This window comes from Fibrobacter sp. UWH6 (assembly GCF_900142465.1).
Lineage (GTDB): Bacteria > Fibrobacterota > Fibrobacteria > Fibrobacterales > Fibrobacteraceae > Fibrobacter.
In genome coordinates this window covers 1-12,837 of sequence record NZ_FRAX01000009.1, presented here as the reverse complement: position 1 = coordinate 12,837, position 12,837 = coordinate 1, and the positions used below count along the sequence as shown (strand labels likewise).

10 protein-coding genes and 1 pseudogene are annotated in these 12,837 nt (G+C 45.0%); 8 read left to right on the top strand and 3 right to left on the bottom strand.

Annotated features, from left to right (window positions below):
- Positions 1–59: 59 nt before the first annotated feature.
- From BUB73_RS08925 to BUB73_RS08890, 8 genes are all read left to right on the top strand, one after another.
- The gene (locus tag BUB73_RS08925; RefSeq protein WP_073285143.1) at positions 60–1,178 is read left to right on the top strand and encodes a 5-methyltetrahydropteroyltriglutamate--homocysteine S-methyltransferase; all 1,119 of its coding nucleotides are present in this window, start codon (positions 60–62) and stop codon (positions 1,176–1,178) included.
- Between the two features lie 229 nt (positions 1,179–1,407).
- Positions 1,408–2,583 (top strand): trans-sulfuration enzyme family protein, encoded by a 1,176-nt coding sequence (locus BUB73_RS08920; protein ID WP_073285140.1) that lies wholly within the window; start codon positions 1,408–1,410, stop codon positions 2,581–2,583.
- A gap of 231 nt (positions 2,584–2,814) precedes the next feature.
- Positions 2,815–4,020: a MalY/PatB family protein gene (locus BUB73_RS08915; RefSeq protein WP_073285138.1), complete on the top strand. Its 1,206-nt coding sequence runs from the start codon at positions 2,815–2,817 to the stop codon at positions 4,018–4,020.
- Positions 4,020–5,435 (top strand): lanthionine synthetase LanC family protein, encoded by a 1,416-nt coding sequence (locus tag BUB73_RS08910; protein ID WP_073285135.1) that lies wholly within the window; start codon positions 4,020–4,022, stop codon positions 5,433–5,435. The genes BUB73_RS08915 and BUB73_RS08910 overlap by 1 nt, the downstream gene beginning before the upstream one ends.
- Before the next feature lie 34 nt (positions 5,436–5,469).
- Positions 5,470–6,234 (top strand): SDR family NAD(P)-dependent oxidoreductase, encoded by a 765-nt coding sequence (locus BUB73_RS08905; RefSeq protein WP_073285132.1) that lies wholly within the window; start codon positions 5,470–5,472, stop codon positions 6,232–6,234.
- A gap of 191 nt (positions 6,235–6,425) precedes the next feature.
- Positions 6,426–7,220 carry an SDR family NAD(P)-dependent oxidoreductase gene (locus tag BUB73_RS08900; protein ID WP_073285129.1) on the top strand — a complete coding sequence of 265 codons (795 nt, stop codon included), beginning with the start codon at positions 6,426–6,428 and terminating at the stop codon, positions 7,218–7,220.
- Positions 7,221–7,351: 131 nt separating this feature from the next.
- A complete protein-coding gene (locus BUB73_RS08895; protein ID WP_073160091.1) occupies positions 7,352–8,431 on the top strand; it encodes a Fic family protein in 1,080 nt (359 codons plus the stop codon).
- A 193-nt stretch (positions 8,432–8,624) separates the two neighbouring features.
- Complete coding sequence (locus tag BUB73_RS08890; RefSeq protein ID WP_175552202.1) at positions 8,625–9,467, top strand: IS30 family transposase; 843 nt, start codon at positions 8,625–8,627, stop codon at positions 9,465–9,467.
- A gap of 60 nt (positions 9,468–9,527) precedes the next feature.
- On the opposite strand, the gene BUB73_RS08885 is transcribed toward BUB73_RS08890, so the two are convergent.
- From BUB73_RS08885 to BUB73_RS17260, 3 genes and pseudogenes are all read right to left on the bottom strand, one after another.
- The gene (locus BUB73_RS08885) at positions 9,528–10,217 is read right to left on the bottom strand and encodes a hypothetical protein (protein ID WP_073285124.1); all 690 of its coding nucleotides are present in this window, start codon (positions 10,215–10,217) and stop codon (positions 9,528–9,530) included.
- A 384-nt stretch (positions 10,218–10,601) separates the two neighbouring features.
- On the bottom strand, positions 10,602–12,041 hold the full coding sequence (locus BUB73_RS08880) for an LlaJI family restriction endonuclease (RefSeq protein WP_073285121.1): 1,440 nt from the start codon (positions 12,039–12,041) through the stop codon (positions 10,602–10,604).
- Positions 12,034–12,837 (bottom strand): annotated as a pseudogene (locus BUB73_RS17260) (hypothetical protein); the annotation flags it as partial. The pseudogene BUB73_RS17260 and the gene BUB73_RS08880, both read right to left, overlap by 8 nt.

Sequence of the window (12,837 nt, the reverse complement as noted above, 5' to 3'; positions counted from 1 at the left end):
CTTCCGCCTTTGAAGGCGGCGCGGGTACGATTCCGCGAAAACATGAAAAGGAAAGACAAATGACTCAGAACAATGCTCTTATTACCCATTTTGATGTGGTTGGTAGTTTTCTCCGCCCGGCAGCCGTAAAGCAGGCTCGTGCAGATTTTAACGAAGGTAAGATTACCCTTACGCAGTTTAACGAAATTGTCAACCCCGAAATTGTGAAGCTGGTCGAAAAGCAGAAGAAGGCTGGCCTCCATTACATTACCGATGGCGAATACAACCGTAGGTTCTGGCATTTGGATTTCTTCTGGGGATTTGAAGGCGTGGCTCACGAACGTGTGGGCGGCGGCGTTCAGTTTGCCGGTGAAGTGGCCGATTTGGATGCCACTTTTTTGGTTGGGAAAATCAAGGCGAAACCGCATCCCTTTGTGGAGAACTTTAGGTTTGTAAAGTCCCTGGAATCTGAAGGACATGTGGCAAAGCAGACTTTCCCGGCTCCGGCCCAGCTGTTCCAGCAGCTGATTGTTCCGCAGAACATCGAGACTACCCGCAAGTTTTACCTCACCAACGAAGAGCTGATTCAGGACATCGCTTACGCTTACCGTGCCGTGATCCGTCAGTTCTATGATGCCGGCTGTCGCGTGATTCAGCTGGATGACTGTACCTGGGGCGCCATTGTTGGCGATGCTGCCGCCCAGCGTTACAAGGCTCTTGGCCTGGATCTTGAAGATGTGAAAAAGCAGTTGCTTTTGGTGAATAATTTGTCTGTGGAAGGTGCGCCGGAAGACTTGATTATCAATACCCACATCTGTCGCGGAAACTATCACTCCACCTATTTTACTAGCGGCCCCTACGATTCCGTTGCGGATTACGTTTTCGCCAACGAAAATGTGGACACCCTCTACCTGGAATATGATGACGAACGCTCTGGTGGTTTTGAGCCTTTGGCAAAGGTGAGTGCCGACAAGAAGGTTGTCCTTGGCTTGATTACTTCCAAGACCCCCCAGCTGGAAGACAAGGCTGCTGTTATCGCCCGCATCAAGGAAGCCGCAAAGTACATTCCGCTGGATCGTCTGTCTCTTAGCCCCCAGTGCGGTTTTGCCTCTTGCGAAGTGGGCAACAAGTTGACGGTGGAAGAACAGTGGGCAAAGATTGCCTTGGTGAAGGAGATTACCGAAGAAGTTTGGGGTTAAAGCCGACAAGAATTTCTATTTGGTTAAAGGCGGCCGTTCCCTTTGGGGGACGGTTGTTTTTTATGGTATGCGTTCTTGTATTGCGGTATAAAAAAATCTTATATAAACCGCTAAAAATTAAGTATTGGACAAATTGAAAACTGCCTTCTATATTTGGTCTCGTGAATAATCCTACTAAAACGCTAGGAAATAAAAGGTTAATGGCCATTCGAAAAAGGAGTGCGCGAACATGAGCTTAGGAATTGAAACACGATGTATACACGGTGATTTGAAACGTTTTGACAAGGATTCTACGGGATCCATCAGTTTTCCCATTTACCAGACGGCAACTTTCGCTCACAGGGGCGTTGGCAAGTCTACCGGTTTTGATTATAGCCGCTTGCAAAATCCCACCAGGGAACAGCTTGAAAAGATTGTAGCTTCGCTGGAAGGTGGTATAGATGCTCTTGCTTATTCTTCGGGCATGGCGGCCATTACCGCCCTCTTTGAAATTTTTGAACCGGGCGACAACATTATTATTGACTCCGATCTATATGGCGGAAGCATTCGTCTGTTTGATAATGTCAGCAAGAAAAACGGTCTAGAAATTACCCGTGTAAATTTTGCTCAGGACAATATTGAAAATTTTATTAAGCCCAATACCAAGGCCCTTTATTTTGAAACTCCCACCAATCCCATGATGAACATTGTGTCGGTGCGTCGCATTGCAGGTATCGCCAAGACTCACGGCATTTTGTGCATTGTGGATAACACCTTCCTTTCTCCCTATTTTTCTCAGCCGCTGAAGTTGGGAGCGGATATCGTTGTGGAAAGCGGAACCAAGTTTTTGTGCGGTCATAATGATACCTTGGCGGGCTTCCTTGCTACGAACCGCCAGGATATTGCGGACAAGTTTCGTTTCTTGATCAAGACTGTTGGATCGGGCCTTGCTCCTTTCGATAGCTGGCTTTTGCTTCGCGGTATCAAGACTTTGCCTATTCGCATGGAGCGCCAGGCAGAAAATGCCTGCGAAATTGCACAGTGGCTCCGCAACAATAAGCATGTGAAGAAGGTTTATTATCCGGGTTTTGAAGATTATCCAGGTCACGATATTTTGAAGGATGAAGCTACTGGTTTTGGTAGCATGATAACTTTTGAAGTGGAATCCAGGGAATTGGCTTTGTATATTTTGGAAAATGTGAAACTGATTCAGTTTGCAGAAAGCCTTGGCGGTGTGGAATCGCTGATTACTTACCCGATTACTCAGACTCACGCGGATGTGCCCAAGGATATTTTGGAGAAGAATGGAATTACGCCTAGCGTTTTGCGCTTGTCTGTGGGCATTGAAAATGTGCAGGATTTGATTAAGGATTTTGAGAATGCCATTATAGAACTGCACTCGGGTAACGACGGAGCGTATGTTTAAGAGGTGTGAGGGCGGCCTGCGGCCTTTGAGGTATGAGGGCGCTTCGCTTTGAGTGACTTATATGTAATGAAGTGCTTGTCAGTGTCATTCTGAGCGAAGCGATATATGAAACTAGGAACTTTAGTTCCTTAGTTGAATTAGGTTCGAAGGAGCAGAATCTAGCTTAGATTGCCACGTCGCTAGCGCTCCTCGCAATGACAAATGTGTACGGAAAAAAAGAGGATTTCAAAAATGACGAAAGAGAGAAATTTAAATTTTGACGAGATTGTGGATCGTCGCGGTACCAACTGCCTGAAGTATGATTTTGCAGTGGAACGCGGCGCATTGAGACCGGGCGAAGATTCTAACGGTTTGTTGCCGCTGTGGATTGCGGATATGGATTTCAGAACGTCCTCCTTTGTTCAGGATGCTCTGATCCGCTCTGTGGAACATGGCATTTTTGGCTACACCGAACCCAAGGCCGAATACTTCAGGGCGCTTCAGAATTTTTACCGTCGTCGCCACAATTTTGAATTTGATCCCAGATGGGTAATCAAGACTCCAGGCGTCATGATTGTGCTGGCCTTGGCAATCAAGGCCTTTACGAAAGTGGGCGATGCCGTGCTGATTCAGCAGCCGGTCTATATGCATTTCCCGGATGTGATTCTGCAGAACGATCGCAAGCTTGTCAGCAACGATCTCGTTTACGGCGAAGATGGACGCTATCACATTGACTTCGAAGATTTTGAAAGAAAGATTGTGGAAAATAATGTGAAGTTGTTTTTGCTTTGCAGCCCCCACAATCCGGTTTGCCGCGTATGGACTCGTGAAGAACTTTTGCGCGTTGGTGAAATCTGCCTGAAGCATAATGTGTTCGTTGTCGCCGATGAAATCCATAACGATTTCGTTTTCGAAGGAACCCACACCGTGTTCGCTTCCCTGGGTGAAAAGTTCGCGGACAATTCCATTACGGTAACGTCTCCCACAAAGACATTCAATCTGGCTGGCCTCCAAATCGCCCACGCCTTTATCAAGAATCCCGAAGTCCGCAAGGCCATCCGCAAGGAAATCGATGGCATCGGTTACAGCCAAGTCACGATTCCTGGGCTGGTTGCCGCCCAGGCCGCATACGAACACGGCGAAGAATGGCTTGAAGCGTTGAAAAAATACCTGAAGGGAAACATTGATTTTGTGGACAAGTTTGTCAAGGAAAATCTGCCCGGCGTAAAGCTTGTTCCTATGGAAGCAACTTACTTGGCATGGCTGGATTTCAAGGGCACTGGGCTTTCCACCACGCAGGTAGATGATTTGATTCGCAATAAGGCACGCCTGTGGCTCAACAGCGGAACCCTCTTTGGCAAAACCGGAGAATGCTTCCAGCGTGTGAACCTGGCTTGCCCCCGCCGCATTTTAGAAGAAGCCTTGAACCGCATAAAAAAAGCTTTGGAGGCTCTTTAATGAAACTTAAAACCACAAGTCTGCTGAAGAAAAATACTCTTGATGATTATCTGAATGCGGCCATCGGTGCTGCCCGTTGGATTCAATCCTTGGAAGTGAAAGAAAAAGTGGGCAAGACCTGGAAAATTTTTCCAGATGGTCAGAATGGCTATAAGGACAACCCTTTCGTTGGCAAGACCAGTTTTTATGCGGGTTCCGCCGGCATCGGCTTTTTCTTTTTGCGCTTGTACCAGGTGACTAGCGATGAGCAATGGCTTGACGAAGCCAAGGCCGCAGCGGAATATATTCTTGCCAATCCCCGTGGACTTGAATTTTATCGTAAGGTTCAGAAGCGTATAGCCACAACAAAGAAAAATTCTGTTCCGGAATGCAATGCTGCTGGCCCTGTAAACGGTTGGTCTTTTAGTTACAAGGTTGGCCCCATTAGCGAAGGTCAGTTTGTTTACGCACTTTATCGCGAAACCAATGAAAATCGCTACTACGAATTTGCAATCCGCACCGCCAATACATTTGTAGAGGCTGCCATTGAAGACGAAAATGGATTGCACTGGAGCGACTTCCGCGACATCGTAGGTGACGCTGGCGGTATCGTCTATTTGCTGCAAGTCTACAAGGATACCCGCAAGAAAATTTATCTGGAAACCGCTAAGAAGGCTGGTGCCTACATTGAAAAGTTTGGTCGCCCTGCAAAAAACGGTGGAACCTATTACAACCTTTATGATCTTGAAAGTGTTGGAGAAGGCGAGAAGGGAGCCGTGCATGTAAACTTCTCTCATGGTTCGGCAGGTACGGCTTACTTGTGGGCAGCTCTTTACGAAGCTACCAAGGATAAGCGTTACTTGAAGCTAGCCGACGATGTGATTAAATATCTGGAAGGAATTGCCGTTGGCGATAAAACTTCTGTGCTGTTCCCGTACCAGGATCATCCAGAAAAGGGCCCGCTTGACAAATTCTATTTAGGTATGTGTGGCGGTCCTATCGGAGCGAGTTTGCCTTTCAAGAAATTGTATGAACTGACTCATGACGAAAAATATTTGCAGTGGGTGAAGCGCCTGTATGCAGGCCTTGTTAAGGCGGGTGTTCCAGAAATCAAGTCCTGGGGCTATTGGGGAAGCAAGTGCATTTGCTGCGGTGGCCCCGGCGCATTGGAATACTTTGCAACACTCTACAAAACCTATGGAGACGCTCAATACCTGAAGTTAGCGCATCGTTCTGCAGATGTTTTGCTAGGTGAATCTTTCGAAGAAAAAACGGGCCTGAGCTGGTACGGAGCCTGGGACCGCGTGAACCCCAGCCGTGTTGTAAGCTATACCGGTTTTTATATCGGTGCCGCGGGAGTAGCGGGTTCGTTGCTTAAACTCATTGCTGCAGAAAAGCATATACAAATCGCAGAATTTTTTGAATATTATCTGTAGAATTGTTGGCGGCTAATATCCAGAAGGAGAAAGTATGAATGAATTTTTGAACAAAACAGTTTTAATCACTGGCGCAGTCGGCGGAATTGGTAAGGAAACCGCCAAGGCTTTTGCCGAAGAAGGTGCGAACCTTGTTCTTGTGGATTTGAATAAGGATGCGCTCCAGAAAGCCGCTGACGAAATCAACATCGACAGCAAACGTATTCACTTGGTTGCCGCCGACGTAACTCAGGAAGATCAGGTGGCCAACTACGTTTCCGAAGCAGAAAAAGCCTTCGGAAAGATTGATGTGTTCTTCAACAACGCTGGTGTTCTCAAGACCGGCTATGTTAAGGATACGGAAATCGCCGACCTGAAAAAAATCTGGGATGTGAATGTCCTGGGAGTTTTCCTTGGATTAAAATATGTTATCCGCTCCATGGAAAAGACCGGTGGCGGTTCCATCATTGATACTGGCTCCATCGATAGTTTTGGTGCTGATGCCGGCAACTCGTTGTATGCTTCTTCCAAGTATGCTGTTCTTGCGATTTCCAAGTGCGCGGCCCTTGAAGAGGCGTCCAAGGGAATTCGCGTCAACACGATTTGCCCGGGGCCTGTAAATACAAGCATGATGACGACCTATGTAGAAGAGCGGTTCCCTGGAAAGAAGGTGGGGGACATTTACGATGCCCGCATTCCCATGGCCCGCGTAGCCCGCCCTCGTGACATCGCCAATGCGGTGCTATTCCTGGCATCGGATCGCAGCTCCTACATGACCGGCACCCGCATTGTAGTCGATGGCGGCTACAAGCACGAATAATTTCGTCAGAGTGAATTACTATAAAATAAATCTATAGCCACCCCTAGATAAATAGTATAAAAACTATCCCTTGCCAGTAGGTAGGGGTTTTCTATTTTTATCCCTACAAAAATGATAGGGAATTAAAACACGTTAACAAAAACGGTTTTTAAATTAAGAGTTTAACAATAAATCAAAAAGGAATTTTAAAAATGAGTACAAAGAAAGTTGTCATTATTACTGGTGCTGCACAGGGTATTGGTCTTGCAGGTGTCAAGAAGTTCTTGAAGGAAGGCTGGGCCGTTGCCGCCACCGATATCAAGAAGAAGGAACTTGACGAAGAAGTGGCAAAGCTTGTTGCCGAAGGTCACGACGTTACCGCCTACGAGCTTGACGTGACCAACTACAAGCAGGGTCAGGAAGTCATTGCCGAAGTGGTAAAGAAGTATGGCCGCATTAACGCCCTGTTCAATGACGCCGGCATCACGGGCCACCGCAAGAATATCCTGAACTTTGACCCGGAACTGATCAAGCAGGCCGAAGATGTGAACCTCTGGGGAAGCCTCTACTTGATTCAGCATGTTTCCCGCGTGTTTGTAGAAAAGAAGATTAAGGGTGCCATCGTAAACGTGTCCTCCTTTGTGGCATCCTTTGCAGAATGGTCTCCGTTCGGTTATGGAATTTCCAAGTCCTCTGTTGACGGGCTTACTCGTACCGCAGCCTTCCATTTGGGCAAGTACGGTATTCGCGTGAACTCGGTGGCACCTGGCTATACCAAGACAGAAATGGCCATCAAGTACGACTACTCCGATCCTAAGCTTCGCAAGGCTGCCGAAGACAAGAGCCTTTTGAATCGCTGGATCGAACCTTCCGAAATCGCTGCTGCCGCTTATTTCCTTGCAAGCGACGAAGCCAGCGCCATCACCGGCGTAAAGCTCCCTGTGGATGCGGGTTACACCACCACCAAGGAAGATAACAAGGTAAGCCTTTACGGTGAAACTGAGTAGTAATTAGCTGAAAAAATGTGTCTTCCGTTAGTGTGAAAGCGATCCTGAAAAGGGTCGCTTTTTTTTATGTGAATTTCTGAACACTTGTACACTTTTCTTAAAATACATTTTTATGTATTTTTGTATTTACTATGAAAGAACCTTTTAAAGCTGAGTTTATTGAATCTGCACTACAAAAGCTAGATAAGCGTGAATATTTTGACGAACTTATTGACGCCACGTCCCATATGGGCATTTACCTAACTGCTTTGAAAAGGTCTATCGCCGAAGAATCTTGTACTCGATCCATGCTCTGGAAGGAAAATTTTCATTCAACTAGCATGGAAGGAACTTGCACGAGTCTTGAAGAATCCCTAGAAAACAAGGCGACAAATGAAACGAGCACAAGTAACAAGGATTTAGACAATTACACTAATGCCTTGAATAGCGGCCTCTCTTATTTGATTCGTGATGGACGATTCAGTGAAGAAATGCTTTTGGAAATGCACCGGATTTTACTTAGTGGCAACGTGCACAAAACCTCGGAAAACACTGGTAGGTATCGAGTAAAGCAAAATTATATCAAGGACGAAGCTACAAAGGATGTTTCGTTCACGCCACCAGCACCGTCAAATGTCAAGAAACTGATGGACAATCTCATCAGTTACATGAACAATTCTTCTCCAACGCAGCGGAATCTCGTAAATGCTGCGCTAATCCACGCTCAATTCGAGACGATTCATCCTTTTGAAGATGGCAACGGACGTATTGGCAGAATGATTATAGTCTTGTATCTGTTTTTCACCCACGAAATTGATAGACTGTACCTGTTCTTGAGCGAAGCTATTGAAAAAGAAAAGTATAGATACTACAAGTTGCTAAACGATATTCGTAGCAATGGCGCCTGGAACGAATGGGTGAAGTTCTTTCTGGACATTGTCAATAAGCAAAGTATCAAGTATAGCGAGAACATAGTCAAGATTGAAAAGTTGTACACACGCAGTATTCAAGTGATAGACGAAAAGTGCTCCTCGAAAATTGCAAAGCAGGTTTTTGAGTGCTTTTTCAAGATGCCTATACATACTAGTAAGTCGATTGCAAAAGAAACTGGGCTTTCCAACACAGCCATCAATCGAGCGTTAGATAAACTCGTTGAATTCAACCTTGTGTTCAGCAATCATCAGAAACGTAATACTTTATATGTTTTTTACGAGTTGATAGACTTGATATAGCGAATTTATCAGTTAGCATATTTTTTTCAGTCGCGGATTCTCATCGTCAAGTAAATCCGATCTAGGCTGAAAACAAAAAAATCCCTAGAAAGAGAATTCTAGGGATGGTTAGGTTTCTAACTTGCGTTTTCGACCAAGAAAAGGACAAGCGATGAGACTTAACCGAGACATAAGATACCAAATTAGCGCACTGTTGGCTGCCGGACATCAACAAAAAGTCATAGCAAAACTAATCGGAATTTCCGAAGGTGGACTCAGCAAGGAGATTTCCAGAAACGGAGGTCGTAAAAAGTACGATCCGGACAAGGCTGACAAGAGGGCCGTAAAGCTCCAGCACAAAGCGCACATTCACTATGAGTATAGCGATGAAGTTTGGGCGGAAACTGAAGCCCTGATAAAGGAGGACTTGTCACCGGAGCAAGTTGTTGGACGCAGGGGGTTGGAGGGTAAGAAAACTCCAAGCGTTCCAACGATATACCGCCATATCAAAGGCAGAGACGAATTCAAGCCACACCTTAGGCATGGGGACAAGAAATATCGAGAGCGGGGTCCTGCAAAGGATGGAAGAGGCTCCATTACGGGACAGGTGCCCATAGACCTGCGTCCGGCGATAGTCGACGAGAAAAGTCGCTTCGGCGATTTTGAAATAGACTTGATCAACGGAGCTCTTCATAAGGGGAACCTGCTCACCGCCAACGACAGAATGTCCATGCTTTGCATCCTGGAGCCTCTACCGACAAAGGATGCAACCGCCCTGGCAGATACTCTGATAGCGGCCTTTTCGCCCTACAAGAGGCTGCTACACACGGTCACTTCCGACAACGGAAAGGAGTTCGCCGATCATGTTCGGATAGCCCAAAAGTTGGATGTCGGTTATTACTTTGCCCACCCTTACCACTCGTGGGAACGAGGTGCAAACGAAAATATGAACGGTCTGATTCGCCAGTACCTGCCAAAGGGAACCTCGTTTGAGGACCTGACGAGAGATGAGGTCAAGTGGATTGAGTGGAAATTGAACAATCGGCCGAGAACCTAGCCTAGAATCTGATGTTGGAACAAACTATTTTTGCGAAAAACCCTTGACACTACCACCCCATTAGAGTATATTTCTAGGCAAGTTAAACAAATTTACTTGGCGACTTAAATTCGCCTTAAAACCATCAAGCTTTTCACCAATGCTAAGGTCCGCCAGTTTGTATAAACTGTCATTGCTAAACCACCCCTTACTACGCAAGTCCTTCAAATCTCGCGCAAAAGTAAACATGTCACCAGCCCAGCCAGCTAGATCAGGACGTATATATTGGTGATTTTGAGGCCAGTCAAGATACTTGCTCAATGTCGCATGAAAATGGGAGACGTCAAAGGGCGCATTGACTTTTGGAAGTTCAAGTTTGCTAAACAAACCATCTTTAGAAAAATACCTAGGATAGCGCGGGTATTTCGTTCGTATTAAAGAATCCAAATGGTTGTTGGGAGAACCGGTGGTCAGGTCCCACTTCATCCCTTGATACCCGCCGTAATACCTCAACAAACGCATTTGTTCCAAAGCTCTGTCTCGCGCCATGTAGTTCTTCCAACCAGGTAGCACGATCTCGGCGTCGATATCCTTGATTGCGCGAAGGTATTGTTGAAAAGACGGCTTTTCCTGTTCCATCAAATTACGAGTCCACGAAATGGACGGAACCAACCCACCAACTCCAGGGGAAGGCCGGAAATCATGGGTGTAAATGGTGTCTCTCGGTGCACCAGAACCGATTACAGGTAATAGAGGTCCATAATCTGCCATTGCAGACTCCTTTGCCCTTGCGGGCGGTTAAATGAAATTGCCAAGAGCAAAGGATTTATGTAGCTTTACAAAACTCAAAGGGGCTACAAAGTCCTTTACGGGGCCGACCTGCAATTCCAGTTGCAGGCCGGTCCTTTTTTCTTGGAGAGAAGAACACCTTCTCCAACCTAAATATACGTCAAAAAGTTTATTCCGTCAATAAGTTAAATACATTTTATTAAAATTTTGTATTTAATACAGTAAAATAACGATGTTTAGAGTCTTTTTTTTAGCGCATTAGTTAAATTCAGCGGAAAACCCCGCAAAAAACGCAAAGTATTCTATTCCGAAATCACACTAAAAACGCAGAGTATTTTTCATTCACTATCGCGGCGAGCCTTTCCATCATGCGTTAATTTCGTTTGTTGCGTATTCCAAGGTGCCTTCTGCCCCGGATCTCACAACTTCCGCCAACTTGAATTGAGCCATTTCGCTGCGATGGTAGTTTCGCATTACGGACTTCATGTCAAGGCAAACGCAAGCGATATAGAGGTAAGGGCGTTTCTCGCGAACATCCTTCTTTTCGGCATCGCCTTTTTTGGAGACCACTTTCCAGTCACCATAGATAAAACCTTTATTTTCTATGCCATATGGCAACTCATCTGATTTTGCATGATACGGAATGATAAATGCATTGAAGATTTTGTCTGCCTTCTCGTTCATGTGGTTTTCAACATATTCTGCGTATGCCATCTGCTTGCAGACAGATTCTGCACCAGGCAAGTAACGGGTTTCATTCTTTACTCCAAACTTATAATACTTGGAATCAAGAATGAAGACGGAATCGCCAAGTTTCATGATTGTATCGGGACGCAAAGTGGAGCGTAGACTATCTTTTACATCGTCATCACTGTTAACGGTTTGCTCTTCCGCATCCTTGGAATTCACCGCGATGAATTTTAGATGTGGATTATACTCCGTCTTGTCAACAACGTTTCCGAAAATGCAATCAATCATCCCCTCCCAAGCATGGTCAAATTTTTTGAAACCAAAGCAGATATCAGAATCATCATTGACGGAAGTTTCCCTGTTACCCAAGAAATCTACAACTGACAATAACGAATGGAACAGTTCCAGGAACTTGTCGTTGAATGTTGAGGCAACTTTATCTTTTAGAACTTCGACAAAAAGTTCATAATCAAAATCCAGTTCCGGTAAATCAAACTCATCTTCGGTAACGCCCAGAAGAGGACCAAGCATTCTTGCAGCCTCATAAACGCAGAATTTATGAATGAGCGTAATCAGGTTGTCTTGCCTGTAATTGGTTCTACGGGTGACCAACTTGAGATAAACGACGCTGTGGTTGTCATCTTTGTCTTTTACCACCTGGGGTTTGATTCGCTTTATCGTTCGCGACCAGCTTATTTTTCCAGACCAGCCTTTTTTATAAATTGTTTCTGACTCTACGAAATAACCATAGTCCAAATAATATTGTACAACGGAAAAGAATGCGTTAATCGGAAAACCAGTTTTCAAATCGCTTTTTTCGTTATCGGGGAAACGATTCTGCAACGAAACATCATTGATAATAGAGATTAATCGCAGAAAATCCGATTTGAGTTCTGCATCCAGTTTTACGCCATCGGAATCATTATGATCGGGATGATATCCACGAGGAAAATAAATTCTAGGTTCAAAAGAATTCAGTTCGTTCGCTTTTTTTATCTTCACGCCGACAAATGTTTCGTCTTCGTCAGAAGAAGAAACCGTCGAATCAAGATAAACGCAAAAATCCTTGAAGGATTTCTGGCGTTTAACAGATTTGTGAAGAATGAAATCATCCATTTGTTAATGCTTTTTTATCGCTGTCATTCAATCGGAAAATTTCATCAAACGCTTTGAAACCTTCAAGATTATATGACTCTCCATCTTTTTCTTCAAAAGCGTCAATCAAGTCAGAGAGAGACTTAAACTCGTCCTTGTTGAAAATATTGTTTGCAGCATTGCGCTTAAAAACATCGTCCCATAAATACTTGAGAACTTTTTCGGCGAAATCTTCCCTTGATATGTCTTCAAATTTAGTAGCAACGCCTTCTGCATTTTTCTCTTTGACGGAAGTACTTATAAACCATCCGCCAAGGCACTTGTCGTCGGCTTTTGAAATTCCATTTTCTGGTGATAGAATCTTTCCATTAATCCAGTCTCGGAATTTTCCCCAACAAACTCCAGTGCCATCAATTTGAATATCGTATTGAGCCCTACCCGGAAATACTTCGTTGGAAAGTTTATTACGAATCATTCTGGACTTGAATCTACGCTGGAAAGCATTATCCGTTGCAATCACATTTTGGTCGCTTGTATTCATTGTCGCAAAGATGGACAAATTTGGCGGAAGACGGATTGAAGTATAATTTTCAAGTTTGATTTTTTCGCCGTAAGGAACATTCTCATCATATTCCACAATTTCAGGATTATTCGTACTTTTTTGACGGATGTAGCCATTGACATCGATATTGTCGATTCCGTATGAGCTCCAACCTTCAGCATACTCGTTTCCGGTTGAATTATCAACGGCGTCGCCAGGCTTGATGCGGTCCAGCAGTTGGAAAGCCTCTCCAAATATTGCCGCTGCGTTTCCGCG